Origin of the sequence: Vreelandella stevensii S18214, from assembly GCF_000275725.1 — a bacterium.
GTDB lineage: Bacteria > Pseudomonadota > Gammaproteobacteria > Pseudomonadales > Halomonadaceae > Vreelandella > Vreelandella stevensii.
The window spans coordinates 48,605-65,013 of sequence record NZ_AJTS01000041.1; the positions used below are offsets into that span (position 1 = coordinate 48,605).

General features: G+C 55.9%; 16 protein-coding genes. 6 read left to right on the forward strand and 10 right to left on the reverse strand.

What is annotated here, in order from left to right; genetic code table 11:
* Positions 1-88 precede the first annotated feature (88 nt).
* On the forward strand, positions 89-496 hold the full coding sequence (cadR, locus tag HSS18214_RS0112075; protein ID WP_004364961.1) for a Cd(II)/Pb(II)-responsive transcriptional regulator: 408 nt from the start codon (positions 89-91) through the stop codon (positions 494-496).
* A gap of 627 nt (positions 497-1,123) precedes the next feature.
* Here the strand turns inward: cadR and HSS18214_RS19785 are convergent.
* From HSS18214_RS19785 to HSS18214_RS19125, 3 genes are all read right to left on the reverse strand, one after another.
* A complete protein-coding gene (locus HSS18214_RS19785; protein ID WP_016915552.1) occupies positions 1,124-1,834 on the reverse strand; it encodes an inovirus Gp2 family protein in 711 nt (236 codons plus the stop codon).
* Between the two features lie 263 nt (positions 1,835-2,097).
* A complete protein-coding gene (locus HSS18214_RS0112085; RefSeq protein WP_016915553.1) occupies positions 2,098-2,298 on the reverse strand; it encodes a helix-turn-helix transcriptional regulator in 201 nt (66 codons plus the stop codon).
* 78 nt (positions 2,299-2,376) lie between these two features.
* Positions 2,377-3,915, reverse strand: a complete 1,539-nt coding sequence (locus HSS18214_RS19125) for a helix-turn-helix domain-containing protein (protein ID WP_156808517.1) — start codon at positions 3,913-3,915, stop codon at positions 2,377-2,379.
* Positions 3,916-4,248: 333 nt separating this feature from the next.
* Between HSS18214_RS19125 and HSS18214_RS0112095 the strand changes: the two genes are divergently transcribed.
* Positions 4,249-4,944: a hypothetical protein gene (locus HSS18214_RS0112095; RefSeq protein WP_016915555.1), complete on the forward strand. Its 696-nt coding sequence runs from the start codon at positions 4,249-4,251 to the stop codon at positions 4,942-4,944.
* Positions 4,945-5,021: 77 nt separating this feature from the next.
* Here the strand turns inward: HSS18214_RS0112095 and HSS18214_RS18865 are convergent, their stop codons facing one another.
* Positions 5,022-5,807, reverse strand: a complete 786-nt coding sequence (locus HSS18214_RS18865) for a tyrosine-type recombinase/integrase (protein ID WP_083844209.1) — start codon at positions 5,805-5,807, stop codon at positions 5,022-5,024.
* 120 nt (positions 5,808-5,927) lie between these two features.
* On the opposite strand from HSS18214_RS18865, the gene HSS18214_RS0112100 reads away from it, so the two are divergent.
* On the forward strand, positions 5,928-7,346 hold the full coding sequence (locus tag HSS18214_RS0112100; protein ID WP_083844143.1) for an IS1380-like element ISPsp9 family transposase: 1,419 nt from the start codon (positions 5,928-5,930) through the stop codon (positions 7,344-7,346).
* Positions 7,347-7,554: 208 nt separating this feature from the next.
* Here HSS18214_RS0112100 and HSS18214_RS0112110 read toward each other — a convergent pair whose 3' ends face one another.
* Complete coding sequence (locus HSS18214_RS0112110; RefSeq protein ID WP_016915556.1) at positions 7,555-8,019, reverse strand: integrase arm-type DNA-binding domain-containing protein; 465 nt, start codon at positions 8,017-8,019, stop codon at positions 7,555-7,557.
* A 249-nt stretch (positions 8,020-8,268) separates the two neighbouring features.
* Entirely contained in the window at positions 8,269-9,147 is an 879-nt protein-coding gene (locus HSS18214_RS0112115) for a YicC/YloC family endoribonuclease (protein ID WP_016915557.1), read from the reverse strand.
* 150 nt (positions 9,148-9,297) lie between these two features.
* Here HSS18214_RS0112115 and rph point away from each other — a divergent pair, with 150 nt between their 5' ends.
* Positions 9,298-10,035, forward strand: coding sequence for a ribonuclease PH (gene rph / locus HSS18214_RS0112120; RefSeq protein ID WP_016915558.1), 738 nt, complete (start codon positions 9,298-9,300; stop codon positions 10,033-10,035).
* Positions 10,036-10,106: 71 nt separating this feature from the next.
* Here rph and HSS18214_RS0112125 read toward each other — a convergent pair whose 3' ends face one another.
* Entirely contained in the window at positions 10,107-10,874 is a 768-nt protein-coding gene (locus tag HSS18214_RS0112125) for an exodeoxyribonuclease III (protein WP_016915559.1), read from the reverse strand.
* Between the two features lie 151 nt (positions 10,875-11,025).
* On the opposite strand from HSS18214_RS0112125, the gene pyrE reads away from it, so the two are divergent.
* On the forward strand, positions 11,026-11,691 hold the full coding sequence (gene pyrE, locus HSS18214_RS0112130) for an orotate phosphoribosyltransferase (RefSeq protein WP_016915560.1): 666 nt from the start codon (positions 11,026-11,028) through the stop codon (positions 11,689-11,691).
* On the opposite strand, the gene HSS18214_RS0112135 is transcribed toward pyrE, so the two are convergent.
* Complete coding sequence (locus HSS18214_RS0112135; RefSeq protein ID WP_016915561.1) at positions 11,688-12,170, reverse strand: tRNA (cytidine(34)-2'-O)-methyltransferase; 483 nt, start codon at positions 12,168-12,170, stop codon at positions 11,688-11,690. The two genes, pyrE and HSS18214_RS0112135, sit on opposite strands and share 4 nt — an antisense overlap.
* A gap of 94 nt (positions 12,171-12,264) precedes the next feature.
* On the opposite strand from HSS18214_RS0112135, the gene rep reads away from it, so the two are divergent.
* Positions 12,265-14,334: a DNA helicase Rep gene (rep, locus tag HSS18214_RS0112140; RefSeq protein ID WP_016915562.1), complete on the forward strand. Its 2,070-nt coding sequence runs from the start codon at positions 12,265-12,267 to the stop codon at positions 14,332-14,334.
* A gap of 137 nt (positions 14,335-14,471) precedes the next feature.
* Here the strand turns inward: rep and HSS18214_RS0112145 are convergent, their stop codons facing one another.
* The gene (locus tag HSS18214_RS0112145; protein ID WP_016915563.1) at positions 14,472-15,287 is read right to left on the reverse strand and encodes a c-type cytochrome; all 816 of its coding nucleotides are present in this window, start codon (positions 15,285-15,287) and stop codon (positions 14,472-14,474) included.
* Between the two features lie 189 nt (positions 15,288-15,476).
* Complete coding sequence (locus HSS18214_RS18220) at positions 15,477-16,406, reverse strand: GNAT family N-acetyltransferase (RefSeq protein WP_016915564.1); 930 nt, start codon at positions 16,404-16,406, stop codon at positions 15,477-15,479.
* Positions 16,407-16,409: the final 3 nt, after the last annotated feature.

Below are 16,409 nucleotides of genomic sequence, written 5' to 3' on the forward strand. Positions count from 1 at the left end.
CTCCACTTGAACAATGTTGTGGTACCATTTAAAACTATAAAGCTACTATAAGGTCAATAGAGTAAAGAATCCGTTGGGGAGGAGGCTGATGCGCATTGGTCAGTTGGCGCAGTTGGTAGGGGTCGAAACACAGACGATCCGCTTCTATGAACAGCAGGGCTTGTTGCCGCCGCCTGATCGGCAGGACAACGGTTACCGTGTCTATACCGAGAAGCATGGTGAGGGGCTGGCCTTCATCCGTCGCTGCAGAATCCTGGGCCTGTCACTGGCTGAGATTCACGAACTACAGAGCTATCAGGACGACCCTCATCAGCCTTGTACCGCCGTCAACGCCTTGCTCGATGATCACATCTCTCATGTGCGGTCGCAGATAACCGCTCTGCAAGCGCTTGAGAAACAACTCGTTTCACTGAGAGCGAGTTGCAACGATGACCGGGAAGTTGAGGCGTGTGGGGTTCTTGCTGGAATTAGCGAAGGAAACATGCACCAGCAGTAGGTGAAGCATCAACCAGATAATCCGATGAGATGCCGGTCTGTCTCACTCTCATGCAAAGGTAAGATCAACCATTTAATCCGCTTACCCATTAATCTCAACGGCTTCCTGCAGCGATGTTTGGAGTTCGTCAAAAATGCTCATCCAGAAACTTCCTCCTTTAATTGGTGGGTCAGTGTTTTCAATGCGGCCTTTTCAGCAAGTGTTATGTTGTCCTTCATGTTCTTAGGGTAGGCCAATATCACAGATATATGGTCGCCGCCTGGTTGTCATCTGGCTGCTAACAGGATGAAAGACATGTGAGTAATGTAATCCCTGGAAAAGATAACGTATTGATAATTCTTGGTTTCCGCATTGCAGGCGCGATACCAAAGTTTATTTTGTTGCACTCATAATCTCTTGGTCGTAAATTCATGTGCTACTGGAGTTTCCAGCTGTTGCAGCGTAACGGTGTAGCTCATCGATGATTCCATATATGGCAGTAATCGTCGGCATGGTGGATACCTAGCCCCCACAAAAGAGTGAGCCGAGTTTAGCGGTGTGGGGGCATGAGGGCAAAGCGATACTCCACTGACCGTATCCATTGCCTGGATAGGTTTAGTGAGCTTGTGGATCGATAGACAATGTCCCTTATTGGCGGCTAGTACCAAACGCTCGTACACCTAGCCCGTACTGCTTTGTATTCGTTTTACAGAGATAAGAGGCACGTGTGAAAGCCTGCTCAAAGCTAGTTAGGTCACCTCGGTCGATCCAGTAGTAAGGGTTATCAGGGACGTGTACCCATGGCTCTTGAGGGTTCCAAGTGATTCCCAGCGCGCTGTACCAAGCACGTGACACCCGGCTGATAAGGTTCTCGTTTTGAGAGCCTGCCTTACCTGGCATGTGATACGCGTCACGATTCAGTAGGAAGAAGAAGTGATAGTGCGGCTTGCCGTTAAGGCCAACCTCCCGGCACCATACGTAGCGCACCTTAGTGTCAGGCACCCAGCCAGCTTGGCGTTTACTCTCACGATCATGTTTGATAATCGCTTTAAAGGAAGCGATGAACCTTGCGATAAGGCCTTTGTGATCCTCCGGCCTCATCCGGTCGCTTATCGTTGTGGGAATGACAGGATCGACCCTGAAGGCTAGCACGCGAGGGTAGTCAGCGAGAGCCTTGTGCATTGTAATGTAAAGGGCCTGAAGGTATTCATCGGCCATTGGGAGATGTTTCACTTGGAGAGCAAGCCCGTTGAAGGTAGGAGCAGCGTTCAAGCACAAATTAGCGTTTGATGGGTGTCGTTGAAGCATTTTAATTACCTCGATAGTGAGATCGACCCATGCCTTCGGAGGCATGAGCATGTATGTCAGGCACGACGAAGCCTCCAGCGGAGGCTGGATTCATTGAGACGGATACGTGTGGATGGCTACCTTTACGCTCGCTACTCAGGGACGGGGCTTGATGCCCCTCCCATTACCCTTTGATTTAAATATTTGATTTAACTAATAATAATTAAACAAGGTTCTTGGGAATGGGTAGTGACCGATAGGTACTGATGGTTGCTGGTGGGAGTGAGTCGCCGTCAGCGAATAATCACTCTTCAATTAAATGAGGAAAGATTGAGTTACTTCAGCACTGCTTCATTCCTGCGCTCGATGCTTTCGCAGATCCAGGCTTCCACTTCACGCTCGACCCAGGCAACAGCCCGAGTGCCCAGCTTGATGGGCTGAGGGAACTGCCCAAGGCTGATGTACTTGTAGACCGTCGATCTAGCCAGCCCAGTACGATCCATGACGTCTTTGATGCGGATTAATCGATTGCTCATGACGAACTCCTGTTATTCGTTCATGAGATGAGGCAGGTGAGTATTTTTTAATTGGAGAGTGGCTTTGGCGACTGGTGGTTATGCGTCGCTAGGCTCTTGAGCGTCAGACTCTGTGGCATCATCTGACTCATCATTGATAGCTGAAAGGCAATCCTGATGATGTGTTTGCCAATAGGTTTTTAGATCCTCGCTGACAGGGCTGCGGGATATAGTGGTCGTTGGCTCTTTACCGGCATCTTCGGAACGCAGGCCATAGCTACGTAGTTGAAACGCGGGTAAGGTCGAGCCGTTAGGTGAATTGGGAAAAACAGGCACAAGCATGTAGGTCATTGCTTCGTCGTCTCCGTGTCCATTACGGATGATGTCACGCTGAAGCTGTTTGGCTAGGTGATGTGACAGGGCATAAAACAGTAGCGCCAAGGGGTGATAAGAGAATTGTTCTGTTATTGGTTCTACTGTGGGAGGCTTATCGTCCAAGGCCTTTGTATAGTTGTCTGCTTTTTCAGACGCCCATTCTGACTCCTGCTCAGGTTTCGTTTCGATCACATATTCAGGCGTTATGCCTAAACGACGAGCAGTCGCCACTATAACGTCATGTTGTGGCTGTTCAGGCCCGGAACAACCTTCTTTCAATTCATTCCAGGAGGAAGTTAGCAGACGACAAGTATCGATATGAACACTGGTAAGTAACCAGTTTGCATCCTCCACATCGTAGCGCTTAAGCAGTTCTTCAACGCCACCTTCTAGATAACGTGTGCTTGGCAGCATTGATAGCGCCAGGTCAAAAACCATTTTGATTTCGTTGTATCTCTCTTGATATTTTTTAGCCTCGCGATAAGGATCATGCTCTCGTTTTGATTCATCCTTAGTATCGTCTGACACGGTACTATCAGAACCCTTGTTGGCATTGTACTCCTTCAACAATGCTTCGATTTGCAAGCTGCATACCCCTGCAGTCATCACTGCATCCACTATTCCACCGACTAACTCCGTTCTTTTTATTTCACCTTTTGTTGATTCCGTTACCTCGGGTTTGGTGCTTGAAGGCGGCGACACAATTGTAATGGGCGTTCTTGTGTGTTTTCCAAATGAGGGGTGGGCTAAATCAAGCAGATAAATAGAGGTTTTGCGTTTTTTAGCTTGGTGTGAGTATCGCCCTGGCTCATGGTGAGCAACGATACCTAAATCAACCAATTTCTTCAGTTGCCTATCTATGCGGGAGCGTGACATCCCAGTGAGGTGACGTATTGTTGATATTCCAAGGCTGGTTATTACACCTGGCGTATCAGCATGAGCTAGCAACACCATTAATAGCCACCGGTTAGGCAAGGTCAACCTTGAACGGCGGCGACGTCCATCTCTTACCAGATCCTTATTTTTATTTTCAGCAGATAGTAGGGTCGTTTTGGTAAGTGTGGCTATTTCTTCTACGTGGTGCGTAGAAGACAACGGATACTTCTGTAGTTCTTTCACAAACTTTGCTGATAAACGATAACGTACCGCTGGCCGACCTGGTCCTTTAATAGGTAGCCGCTCAATCTCAATAAACTGGTTTTGCCTTTCTCCGTGTTTTTTTATGAGACAACCCCAGGCTCGACGGCCTTGCGCATACGTCATGCCTAGGCTCATGAAGAGATCCTTCAAAGTGCCATCAAAGCTCTGGTCAGCGCCTATCACAGACGCCCACTGCATCAGTAGCCATCGTTCTTCGGGCGTTAGGCGAGCGTTCTTGTAGGTCAGAATGGATGTGTGCATAGCATGCAGCTTACGGCATTCTACAAAAAATAAAAATCCGATTTCACGGACTTTTAACAATTCACTTTTTTACGTTGTTCTATTACATTGTAATTAACCATTGAAACCGTACATTGCATGTGTACAATGTATTTGACATGTGACAGCCGACTCAAAAAAAATTAGATATATCTAATTCACTAGTGGAAATTGTTCATGACTCAACCTTTCGATTGGATCGTAACTCGTGATCCTGCTCAGCTGGAGTGGATAGCTAGTTACTTGGCGCGTAAGATTTTCAAAGGTTCTACGGCGTTCATTTCGGTAAAACCGCCTGCTGAGTACGGTTATGTTGAGATGGCTAAAAGCTTGAAGAAGCTTCCTGATGAAGCTGAATATCGAGAAGCCAGCAGGCAAATGAAAGGAGCCTGGAATACGTACCAATACCGTAAGAAGAATGGCAACCCAGTCTCTCTTCAAATCCCAGAGAAAAAAATAAAGCAACTAAAGCTTTTAGCGAAAAAGCGTAAACAGTCTCAAGCACAAACACTCAGCGACCTTATTAACGAGGCGCTGGGAAAAAAGAATTTTATAGCTAAAGAAACCAGCAATTTAAGCGATTCGTTTTTAGATGTAGCACAACAATATATACATCAAAGTGACGTGGATAGTTTGATCGATGAGTTGATGAACGAAATAAATCACCGCTGTTACCTTGAAGTACTGAAGAATGCAGGAGATCCAGTTAAAGACTTCAGTGTACGCGCTATTTATTTTCACTCAGTCAGAGAGCGTATTACAGAGCTGGCAACTAAAATCTCTATCATGCAGTCTCGTGACGGATCCGTAAACTCTACGATACTTGAAAAAGCCTTAGAAAAAAGTAGTAGACATGGATTCAATCATTATTAAAAATTTTAAGTTGGCAAGCTGAAATCCAGCAATAGCGTTACAATCAACACTTACATCAAACTAAAAATAAAGTTTTTCTACTTAGTATGATTTAACAGAGCACACCCAGCATTAGCAGCGCAGGGTGTGCAGGAACTTGGTAACATTACAGAATTAAATAAATTTGCTACTTTTATCAAAGCACGCTTTCGTTCCTCATAATAATCATACCGATCATAGACGCCTTCAACGCCTTTCAGCTTGTGATTCAAGCAACGCTCAGCCACATGGCTAGGTACGCCGGTCTCAGCCAACAGACTGCGGCAAGTGCGCCTAAGGTCATGCACCGTAAACTCGGGTAAATCACCCATTCTATTTTCAGGTTGCTGCTTCTTGCCTGGTTCTTTACCAAATAGCTTAGCAATGGCGCGATTGAGTGTATCCTTGCCCATATGGGGCTGCTTACTGCTACGACGGCTAGGAAATACGTAAGGTGAACCACAAGCACGGATGTGAAGCTCCTCTAACCACTCGACTGCCTGTGGTGGCAAAGGAATCGCCATTCCCACACCCGATTTGCTGCGCTCTCCGGGTAAGTTCCATTTTGCATTGTTCAAGTCAAATTCTGACCACGTGGCTTCAGTGAGCTCTGTTTTACGCACTCCAAGCACAACAAGCAGTGCGCATGCGAGATAGTTGTCACGCGTAAAGCTAGTGCGATTTTCTCTGAAAACCTCAAAGGCAAACCTGAGCTCCTCAACGCTAAGTGCTCTATCACGGCTTTTCTCGACCCCGCCCGCATCGTTGACGTTGAAAGCAGACGCAGGGTTATAGGTCAAAAACCCTAGCTTGATGCCATGGTTAAATAGCTGTTTTAAGTACATCAAAGCGTCATTTGCAACGGTTGGGCGACCGCTGTTAGTTACCCTTCTGATAATCCCGGCTTATTCATGAGGCCGACCTGAAAACGAAGATGGCGAGTGGTTTTCTCTTGTAGAATCAGGATATTCCTGCCAGAACACGATTCAAGAGGACCACTCGCCATGGGTGAAAGCCTATCCACCTGGACGCCCTCATGCAACGGCTCTGTCCGTGTTGAGCTGAGCGGCCAGCGCACCACCAGCGACAGCGGCGCTCTGCTGTTGCGTGAGGCCCTCGACAACAGCGGCGTGATTGAGGCGCTGGAAGACAATCTGGTCGATCGACGCCACCCGCTGCGCATCCTTCATTCGCTGGCCAGCCAGTTGCGTACCCTGGTGCTGCAGCGTGCGATGGGCTGGATCGATCTCAGCGATACCGACACGCTGCGCCGTGACCCGCTTTGGCAGTTGGCCTGCAGCGATGCACGCGGGACGACGCCATTGGCGCAGGACAGGCCGTCTCAAGCCACGCTGTCGCGGCTGCTGACCTGCCTCGGCCGAGACGACAACATCGATGCCGTGCACGAAGGCCTGCTGCGACTGGTGGTCTGGCGCCTGACCTCGCTGAAGAACGGCGAGCGCCCCAAACAGCTGACGCTGGACATCGATGGCCTGCCGATCGAGGTGCATGGCCATCAGGGCGGGTCGGCCTATCATGGCCTTTACGGGGCCCGCATCTACTCGCCGCTGGTCGCATCGTTGGCGGAGACCGGCGACATGGTGGGCGGCCTGCTGCGCGAGGGCAACGCCGGCCCGGCAGAGAACGCCGACACCTGGATCCCGCATCTGGTACGACGACTCAACGAGAGCACCGGGGCACAGGTTCGTGTGCGCATCGACGCCGGTTTTACCGATAACGCGACGCTGGAGGCCCTGGAGGATCGGGAGATCGAATACCTGGGCCGGTTGCGCAGTCACACCGGTCTACAGAAGCTGGCAGCACCGCTCCTGAAGCGGCCACCCGGCCGGCCACCCGAGCAGCCTCGCGAGTGGTGCCACGATCTGGAGTACCAAGCCGGCTCCTGGTCGGCACCGCGGCGCGTAGTGCTGGTGGTGCAGGAACGCCCCGATGACCTGCTGCTGCATGCCTTCTTCCTGGTCACCAACCTCAGCAAGTTCGACTGGCCGCCAGAGAAGGTCCTGGCACTCTATCGCAAGCGCGGCAGCGCCGAGGCGCACATGGGCGAAGTGAAGTCGGCGCTCGACGTGCACCTCTCGTCGACCGATCGCGGCGCCTCCACCGTTCAGAACGTGATGGCGCGCAACGAGGTGAGCCTGCTGCTCAGCCTCTACGCCTACCAGGTCCTGCATGGCCTGCGCTGCCTCCTGGAGCGGCAAACCCGACAAGGCTGGAGTCTGAGTCGGATGCGCGAGCAGGTGCTCAAGGTCGCCGCCACGCTGAGGCTGCACGCTCGGCGAATCACCGTTCATCTGGGTGCCGCCGCCGACAAGTGGTGGCCGACGCTGCTGAAGGGGCTACCGAAGCTGACCGCACTGAGCTGACGCTCCTGCGAGACCACCACAGCATCAGAAAGCGAGCGACCGGAGCGGCGGTCGGCGATCACGGCTGCTTGGACGGCCACCATTGATTCCAAAGAGCTATAAGTAAGTAGGAAAAGGGCTGCGTTCAGGCATTACTCAACAGCCACTCGCGCTGAAAAGGCGAATCCTGATGAGCAATGCCAACAGCCAGTACCTTCAGACCGCTCAATCAGCGCCCTCGTGAATAAGGCGGGATAATGGTACGCACATCCATAGGGGTAACGCTAGCCAGCGTTAGCGAACCGATGGCAGGAGCAATATCCTTTTCAAAGACGCGTTTAGGGATGTTGGGATGCTTGAGTCGCTTATCGAGCTCCTGATACCAATCGTCAAACAGATCCTGCACCGTGCTAATGGTTATTTTTTCTTCACGTACGCGCTCTACAAGAGGGTCTGTACCGCTACGAATGGCTTTCTGAGTCTCAACCACTTGCTCACGAGCTTCGAGCAAGGAGAGTTCAGAGCATTTACCCAGTGTCATACCGCGACGCTTACCTGCGAAGGTGTAGCGGCACATCCAATAGGCCGCTCCTGACTTCGGAATCATCAAGTACAAACCGTTGCCATCACCGTAGCGCCCAGGCTTGGCTTCTCTGATCAATGATTGAATTTTCTTGGCAGTAAAACTCCCCATCGCTCTTTCCTCCCCCTCCGCCACGCCTAAAACCATATATTTATTTATATTTCAGACACTTATATTAATATTGGGTAGTAAAACCTCAGAAATACGCCCAACTGGTGGATAGCATGGCATTTTACTACCCACTTTACTACCCACTTGGCGGTGGATTAAGCGGGATTTCGGTGGACGAGCATGGACAAGAATTTTATTAAAAAATATATAAAACAGTATCTTATAGAATTAAAAAAACGACCATAGGCATCACTCAATATTCTGTATCTGCTCCCGCATCTGCTCGATCAGCACCTTCAGCTCTACCGCGCAGCGGGTGGTCTCTGCCACCACGGATTTCGATGACAGCGTATTCGCTTCGCGGTTGAGCTCCTGCATCAGGAAGTCCAGGCGGCGGCCTTTGGGGCCTTTTTGGGCGAGCTGGTGGCGCACTTCGTCGATATGTGCGGTGAGGCGGTCGAGCTCTTCGTCCACGTCGGCTTTTTGGGCCACCAGTACCAGCTCGGCTTCCAGGCGCTGGGGGTCGAGTTCGGTCTTGGCGCTTTCCAGGCGCTCCAGCAGTTGGGCCCGCTGGCGTTCCAGAATTTGCGGCAGCAGGCTGCGTACGGTGGCCACTTGCTCACTGACGGCGTCCAGGCGGGTGGTGATCATCTCGGCCAGCTTTTCGCCTTCTCGGGCGCGGGCGTCGATCAGTTCATTCAGCGCCTGGTCGAACAGCGCTTTGGCGGCGGCCTTGATGGCGTCCTGGTCCAAGTGCTGGGTTTCCATCACGCCGGGCTGGTTGAGCAGCGCCAGAGTGGTGGGCGGTACGGCGCTGGGCACCTGCTGCTGAATGGCCGCCAGGGCGTCGGCAATCTCTTGCAGGCGCGCGATGTTCACCGCCGGTGCCTGGGCGGTGTCGGCGCTCTCGAAACGCACGCTGCACTCCACCTTGCCACGCGCCAGGCGGGTACGCAGCGCTTCGCGCAGCAGCGGCTCCAGGTCACGCAGGCTTTCGTGCAAACGAAAATGCGGCTCCAGGTAGCGCTGGTTCACCGAACGTATCTCGACCTGCAGGGTGCCAAAAGGGGCGGCCTGCTCGGCGCGGGCGAAGGCGGTCATGCTGTGAACGTGGCGGGGGCTGGCCATGGGGGCTCCTGTGGGTCGCGTTTTGGTCAGTCTACCTGATCTTGTCGGGGCGGGGTGCCTTGAATGGGGCTGGCCTGAATAGCCCCATGCCGGGTGGCGTTGACGTGTACAATGGTAGGCCTTTTCAACGTAATGATGATGTGAGGTGCTATGCGTCCTGATGTAGTTCGCCCCAGCGGTCGCGAGGCCAACCAGCTGCGTGAGATTCGTTTGACCCGCGACTTCACGCGCCATGCCGAAGGCTCTGTGCTGGTGGAGTTTGGCGAGACCAAGGTGCTGTGCAACGCCAGCGTGGAAGCGGGCGTACCGCGCTGGCTGCGTGGCAAAAATCAGGGCTGGATTACGGCGGAGTACGGCATGCTGCCCCGCGCCACGCACTCCCGCAGCAACCGCGAAGCCACCCAGGGCAAGCAGGGTGGTCGCACGCTGGAGATTCAGCGGCTGATTGGCCGTAGCCTGCGCGCGGCGGTGAATTTGAAGAAGCTGGGTGAGTTCACCATTACCGTGGATTGCGATGTAATCCAGGCCGATGGCGGCACGCGCACGGCGGCGATTACCGGTGGCTGCGTGGCGCTGGTGGACGCCATTCGCTACCTGCAGCGGGAAAAGAAAATCAAGGGCGACCCCTTCAAGCAGCTGGTCAGCGCCATTTCCGTGGGTATTTACAAGGGCGTGCCGGTGCTGGACCTGGACTACCCGGAAGACAGCAAGGCCGATACCGACCTGAACGTGGTGATGACCGAAAACGCCGAGCTGATCGAAGTGCAGGGCACCGCTGAAGCGGGCGCGTTTAACCGCCAGGAACTGAACGCCATGCTGGACCTGGCCGAGAAAGCCGGTGAAGAGCTGCGCGAGAAGCAGCGTGAAGCGCTGGGCATTCGCGGCTAGGCGGGCCTGAAACGCAACAGGCCAGCGGTAAGCTGGCCTGTTGCCGATGCGACGCGGGAAGTAGCTAACGCTTAGAGCGCTAAATCATACTCAACGATCAGCGGTGCGAACTCGGAGAAGGTCGCATCGTAATCAATCCACGCGTCTACCACATGGCGCCGGAAGTTGGGACCGACCAGCTGGTAGTCGATCCGCCAGCCTTCCTGGCGGTCCCGGGGTACTTCCTGGTCCAGCTTGGGCCACCAGGTGTATTCGCCAGCATCGCGATTGATCTCGCGGAAGGTGTCGATGAAACCGGTTGGGCCCAGCACCTGGTCCATCCAGGCACGCTCTTCCGGGCGGAAGCCGGAGGTGAGCTGATTGTCCGACCAGTTGGCCAGGTCGACGGTTTTGTGGGCAATGTGCCAGGTACCGCAGATGATGTATTCGCGGCGCTTGCGCGACATCTTCGTCAGGTACTCCTGGTACTGCTCCATGAACGCCTGCTTGGCTTTCTGGTCACTTCCGTCGGGCATCAGGAAAGTGGCAATGCTGAAACGGTCATAGTCCGCCTGCAGAAAGCGCCCTTCGTGATCGCACTGAGGAAACCCCAAGCCGTACATGATGGCCTTGGGGATTTTGCGGCAATAGAGCGCCACACCGGCGAAACCATCCTCCTCGGCATCCAGGAAATAGCCTTCGTAGCCTTCCGGATAGAGAATATGATCACCCAGTTCAAAACTTTTTGCCTTGATGTTCTGCACGCAGACCACGTCGGCATCCTGCTGAGCCAGCCAGTCCAGGAAGCCACGGTCGACGGCATCACGAATACCATTGACATTGATGCTGGCAATTTTCATAAATCGTCCCTTTTGCGTCGCTGCTGTATGATACCCGACGTTTAGACGTTTGGGTAAATAGACAAACCAATTCTTGCTATTTAGCCCCGTTTTATTGTTGCGTTTGACTTACATTCCTATCGACCACACCTACCGACAAGAGAACACCGCCGTGGCCACCACTCTACAACCCTACCAACGCGATTTCATTGCCTTCGCTATTGAGCAGGGCGTGCTCAAGTTTGGCGAGTTCACGCTGAAGTCGGGGCGAGTAAGCCCTTACTTTTTCAACGCGGGCCTGTTCCAGACGGGCCGAGCGCTGGCCAAGCTGGGGCGTTTCTATGCCCAGGCGATTGTCGATAGCGGCCTGCAGGCCGATGTGCTGTTCGGCCCTGCCTACAAGGGCATTCCCCTGGCGGCGGTCACCGCGGCGGCCCTGGCCGACCACCACGACCGTGACATGCCCTACGCCTTCAATCGCAAAGAAGCCAAGACCCATGGTGAAGGCGGTAACATCGTGGGGGCTGAGCTGGCGGGCGATATCTTGATCATCGATGACGTGATCACGGCGGGCACGGCCATCCGCGAAGTCATGACCCTGATCGAGCAGAGCGGCGCTCGGGCGGGGGGCGTGATCATTGCTCTGGACCGCCAGGAGCGTGGCCAGGGCGAGCAGAGCGCCATCCAGGAAGTGCAGTCCCAGTATGGCATGCCGGTGGTCAGCATCGTGTCGCTTGAGCAAGTGCTCACATACCTGGAAGAGCAGTCAGGTAGCGACCTCAGCAGCCACGCCGAGGCCGTGCGTGCGTACCGCGACCGCTACGGTATTGCCGGTTAGGTTGCGTCGCCCACGGGCAGTGCGCCAGCGTAGTCTTGTTGGCGCCACGCTTCGTAACTGACCACCGCCACGGCGTTGGAGAGGTTCAGGCTGCGGTTGTTGGGCTGCATGGGAATGCGCAGTTTTTGCTCTGCGGGCAGCATGGCGTGCACCTCGGGGGAGAGCCCGGCGGTTTCCGAGCCGAACAACAGCACATCCCCCGGCTTGAAGTCGGCATCGCTGTAGGCGCGGGTGCCTTTGGTGGTAATCGCCCAGAGAGTGCGCCCCTGCATGGCCGTGTAGAACGCCGCGAAATCAGCGTGACGGGTGACGTTGGCCAGGTCACGGTAATCGAGCCCCGCACGCCGCAGCTTTTTCTCTTCGAGATCGAAGCCCAGCGGTTCGATGAGATGCAGGCGGCATCCGTTGTTCGCCACCAGGCGCATAATATTGCCCGTATTGGGAGCCATACGTGGCTCGAAGAGCGCTACTTCAAACATCACTACCTGCCATGATTGGTCTATGGTGCCGTTGTCAGCGCGGCTGATTGTAATGGAAATCACTCGGAAACACTTGTAGAGGTCACCCTTCGCCATGATGCCCCAACCGCCAAAGACGATTCTTGAACGTATCAAAGGGCTCAATCCACGCCAGCAGGAAGCGGTGCGCTACATCGACGGCCCCTGCCTGGTGCTGGCGGGCGCGGGGTCGGGCAAGACCAGCGTGATCACCACCAAGATTGCCTACCTGGTGCAAGAGTGCGGCATGAGCGCCCGCCGGATCGCCGCGGTGACCTTTACCAACAAGGCCGCCCGAGAGATGAAAGAGCGGGTGGGCCAGATGCTGAAGGGCAAGGAGGGCCACGGGCTGACGGTCTCGACCTTCCACAACTTGGGGCTCAACATCATTCGCGGCGAGCTGAAGACGTTAGGCTACAAGCCGGGGTTTTCGCTGTTCGACCCGGAAGACGCCAAGGCGTTGCTGCGGGACTTGATGAACAAGGACGCTCAGGTGGACGCCGAGCAGATCAACGCCGTTCAGGCGAAGATTTCCCAGTGGAAGAACGACCTGGTGCTGCCCGGGGATGCGCTTTCGTTTGCTGCCGATGACGACGAGCATTTCGCGGCACGGGTGTACGAAGCCTACGTTCGCCACCTGAAAGCCTACAACGCGGTGGATTTCGACGACCTGATTCTGCTGCCCGTGGTGCTCTTGCAGCGTGACCCGGAAGCACTGGCCCGCTGGCGGCGCAAAATCCACTACATGCTGGTGGATGAGTACCAGGACACCAACGTTTCCCAGTACCTGCTGGTGAAGCTGCTGATGGCCGAACGCGCCACCTTTACCGTGGTCGGCGACGACGACCAGTCGATTTACGCCTGGCGGGGCGCTCGGCCGGAAAATCTGGTCACCCTGGGGGAGGATTTCCCGCGCTTGAAGGTCATCAAGCTGGAGCAGAACTACCGCTCTACCGGCACGATACTGCGCGCCGCCAACACGCTGATTGCCAACAACCCCCACGTCTACGACAAAACCCTGTGGTCGGAGATGGGTGACGGTGCGCCGATTCGCGTGGTGGTGAACCGCCATGAGGAGGCGGAAGCCGAGCGAGTGGCCAGCGAGATGCTCACTCGGCGCATCAAGGAAAAAGCCGAGTGGCGCGATTTTGCGGTGCTTTACCGAGGCAACTTTCAGGCGCGGCTGCTGGAGCTGAAGCTGCAGCACTACCAGATTCCGTACAAGCTCTCCGGCGGCACGTCGTTTTTCTCGCGTAACGAGATCAAGGACGCCATGGCGTACCTGCGGCTTTTGATCAACCCCGCCGATGACAACGCCTTTTTGCGCATCGTCAACGTGCCTCGGCGTGAAATTGGCCCCGGTACGCTGGAAAAGCTCGCCAACTACGCCACCGAGCGCTCCATTTCGCTGTTTTCCGCCTGCCACGAGCTGGGCCTGGAGCAAATGCTGCCCACCCGCGCCGTGGAGCGGCTGTCGCGCTTTACGCACTTCATCGATGGCGTGCGCAAACGGATGGACCAGGGCGATGCCATTGCCGCGATACGCGACATGCTGAGAGATATGGATTACGAGGCGTGGCTGTACCAGAACGCCAGCGCCCCGACCATTGCCGAGCGCCGCATGGCCAACGTATGGATTTTGATCGACCAGCTGGAAAAGTCGCTGAACCGCGACCCGGAAGAGAGTACCGCCAGCACCGAGACGGAAACCGACAGCGTCGAGGCCGCTATCTCGCGACTGGTGTTGCGCGACATCCTGGAGCAGCAGGCCGAAGAGGATGACTCGGATCGCGTGCAGCTGCTCACCATGCACGCCTCCAAGGGGCTGGAGTTTCCCCACGTTTATCTGATGGGCTGGGAAGAGGATCTGCTGCCCCACCGTAACGCCATCGAGATGGGCACCGTGGAGGAGGAGCGCCGTCTGGCCTACGTGGGCATTACCCGCGCCCGGCGGACGCTGACCCTGACCCTGGCGCGCCAGCGCAAGGCATATGGCGAACTGATGGACTGCCAGCCTAGCCGCTTTCTGGACGAGCTGCCCGCCGACGACCTGGAGTGGGAGGGCCGCGCCGACAAGGAAGACCCCGACAAGAAGCAGGCTCGGGGCAAGGATGCCATTGCGGGGCTGCGTTCTTTACTCGGCTGAGGGCTCTTTATTGCACTGAAGGCTCCTTAGTGAGCCGAGGGCGTTTGATCGGGAGGTGGCTTTTCAAGGCAAAAAATATCCACAGGGGGTAGGAAGAACCCGCCTGTGGATAGTTTGGATCATCCGCTAACGAAGGATTACTCGGCTTCGGCGACCATGTAGTCGACGATGGCCATGATCTCTTCATCGGAAGCGCTGCTGCCACCGCGCGGCGGCATCACGCCCAGGCCGTTGAACACGCTGGCGTAGAGCTCATCCATTCCTTTGTCGATTCGCGCTGCCCAGGCATCCGCATCGCCCAGCACCGGTGCACCGGCCACACCAGCGGCGTGACAAGCAACACAGCCTGCGCTGGAGTAAAGCGCGGCGCCATCCAGATCGCTACCGCCATTGGCGGCTTCTTCTGTGCTGGCCACGGCTTCATCTTCGCTGGTGGCTTCTTCAGCCGCGGCGACGTCCTCGCTGGCACCTTCGTCTTCGGCAGCCGCTTCTTCACCACCGCCCAGCTCAGGCACGTCCATCACCGGTTCCAGCAGGTAGGCGGTGGCGGCTTCCATTTCGGCATCTGAGAGGTTGGGGTTGCCGCCGCGGGCAGGCATCGCGCCAATGCCGTTGATCGAGTGCTCGAGCAGCGTGGCAAAGCCCTGCTCGGTACGCTCGGCCCAGGCGCCTTCATCACCACGTACCGGTGCACCGGCAGCGCCCGTCTCGTGACACGCCATGCAAACGCGGTTGTAAATGCCCGCGCCGTCGACCTCGTCACCACCACCACCGCTAGCCGCTGCCGGTGCCGATGCGGTACCACAGTCTTGGCCTTGGAGGCAGAGCTGGCCTACTGGTGCCAGGCGCTCAGCCATTGCGTCACGTGCGGCGTCGTCCAGAGCATAAGCACCCGATGTGCCTGCCATGACGCCGAGGGCCGCCAGCCCGCTCATGATCAGCTTAGATTTCACTCTCACCACCTCTTTGAGTTTTATATAAAACGTTGTGCTTAAGAATCGTGCTTAGGAACCGTGCTCAGGAACCTGACGCTTGATGACGTAGCACTGAACCCCAGCGCACCAACGCTCACTGCCGCCGAAACGCCAAGACATGCCTCTTGGAGTTAGTATACCGAGAACACAAAGGGTAGGAAAATGCTACTAAGCGCGGCAATTCAACTCGGTGGCGGGCAAGACACACCAGCCCAGCAGTTGATGCTCACCCGCAGGCAGCATCCCCGCCTGCCGATAGGCTCGCTGCGCGGGCAGGTTGTTGCGGTCTACCGTCAGCGCCAGCTGGCTTGCGCCCGCCTCGGCCACCATGGCCTGCGCTTGCTGCACCAGTGCCTTGCCTTGCCCCTGGCCGCGCCAGCCAGGCACCAGCCCCATCAACTGAACGCTCCAGTGCTCGCGGCCTGGGCTGGCATCCAGCAGCAGCAGGCCCGCATGGCGGCCCTGCTCCCCCTGCAGGTAATACCAGTGTTCGGAAGCGCTCGATGCCTGGTGATAAAAGCCTTCCAGCAGAGCCTGCGCAGGCAATACATCGCGCAAGGCAGGGCAATCCAGCGAGCCCTCCCCCACCAGCTCGACCAGTGCCTGCTGCTGAGCGGGCGTCAGCTCATCAAACGGCCGTAGCGGTGGCAGCCCCCGCACGTGAGAAACCGGCCGACAGGGCCAAACCAGGTGATCGAGGGTGGCCAACCGCTGCATGCCCAGGTTCAGCAATGGCGCTTCCCAGCTCGCCATGGTCTCATCCAGGGCAACGTGACACAGCACCAGCCCTTGGGTCGCCACCCAGCGGTGCAGTTGACTTAGCAGGGGCTCGACAAATTGGTTATTCTGCTTGGGCAACCATAGCTGCGCGATGTGGTTTTCCTGGCACTCTACCCAGGCGGCAGCGCAGACTCGCCCTGCCTGGCAGGCCACCCATAGGCCCGACCACCCCTCGGGCCGTGTGCTGGCCTTGACCAGCGCCTGCTGTAGCGCAGCCTGCTGGGCAGGATAGTGGACAGCAGCCAACTGCAGCAGCGCCTCGCGCCGTTGATGCGCCGGGCAGACCATGATCGACGTTGCCGGGTGGGTCGAGAACATGCC

What these genes read in the sequence shown, in the direction of transcription:
- cadR (WP_004364961.1), top strand. Translation starts at nt 89, where the DNA reads ATGCGCATTGGTCAGTTGGCGCAGTTGGTAGGGGTCGAAACACAGACG.
- HSS18214_RS19785 (WP_016915552.1), bottom strand. Translation starts at nt 1,834, where the DNA reads ATGCTCATGCCTCCGAAGGCATGGGTCGATCTCACTATCGAGGTAATT.
- HSS18214_RS0112085 (WP_016915553.1), bottom strand. Translation starts at nt 2,298, where the DNA reads ATGAGCAATCGATTAATCCGCATCAAAGACGTCATGGATCGTACTGGG.
- HSS18214_RS19125 (WP_156808517.1), bottom strand. Translation starts at nt 3,915, where the DNA reads ATGACGTATGCGCAAGGCCGTCGAGCCTGGGGTTGTCTCATAAAAAAA.
- HSS18214_RS0112095 (WP_016915555.1), top strand. Translation starts at nt 4,249, where the DNA reads ATGACTCAACCTTTCGATTGGATCGTAACTCGTGATCCTGCTCAGCTG.
- HSS18214_RS18865 (WP_083844209.1), bottom strand. Translation starts at nt 5,807, where the DNA reads ATGTACTTAAAACAGCTATTTAACCATGGCATCAAGCTAGGGTTTTTG.
- HSS18214_RS0112110 (WP_016915556.1), bottom strand. Translation starts at nt 8,019, where the DNA reads ATGGGGAGTTTTACTGCCAAGAAAATTCAATCATTGATCAGAGAAGCC.
- HSS18214_RS0112115 (WP_016915557.1), bottom strand. Translation starts at nt 9,147, where the DNA reads ATGGCCAGCCCCCGCCACGTTCACAGCATGACCGCCTTCGCCCGCGCC.
- rph (WP_016915558.1), top strand. Translation starts at nt 9,298, where the DNA reads ATGCGTCCTGATGTAGTTCGCCCCAGCGGTCGCGAGGCCAACCAGCTG.
- HSS18214_RS0112125 (WP_016915559.1), bottom strand. Translation starts at nt 10,874, where the DNA reads ATGAAAATTGCCAGCATCAATGTCAATGGTATTCGTGATGCCGTCGAC.
- HSS18214_RS0112135 (WP_016915561.1), bottom strand. Translation starts at nt 12,170, where the DNA reads ATGTTTGAAGTAGCGCTCTTCGAGCCACGTATGGCTCCCAATACGGGC.
- rep (WP_016915562.1), top strand. Translation starts at nt 12,265, where the DNA reads ATGATGCCCCAACCGCCAAAGACGATTCTTGAACGTATCAAAGGGCTC.
- HSS18214_RS18220 (WP_016915564.1), bottom strand. Translation starts at nt 16,406, where the DNA reads ATGTTCTCGACCCACCCGGCAACGTCGATCATGGTCTGCCCGGCGCAT.